1 pseudogene is annotated in these 244 nt (G+C 63.1%); it reads right to left on the bottom strand.

The features are described 5' to 3' along the window. A pseudogene (locus J3481_RS14795) lies at positions 1–244 on the bottom strand (IS1634 family transposase); the annotation flags it as partial.

Below are 244 nucleotides of genomic sequence, written 5' to 3'. Positions count from 1 at the left end.
CGCCTCTCGGCGCGCCTCATCGCGTTTGGCTTCCTCGGGATTGAACGCCAACACGTAACGGACCCGGGCCTCGCCGTCTCCCACCACGACCTCCTTCACCTTCAGGTTCGGACGAAGCTCACGGAAGCGTCCAGGGCGCGCCAACGCCGCTTCCACCACTGGTTTCCCGGAGGTCATCTTCTCCCCAGCGATGTAGTGACCACCAGCACGCTGCAGGATCCGCAAATTGCTTTCCGAGACGAAG

Origin of the sequence: Alicyclobacillus fructus (assembly GCF_017329605.1) — a bacterium.
GTDB lineage: Bacteria > Bacillota > Bacilli > Alicyclobacillales > Alicyclobacillaceae > Alicyclobacillus > Alicyclobacillus fructus.
This window is presented reverse-complemented; position numbering and strand designations above follow the sequence as displayed.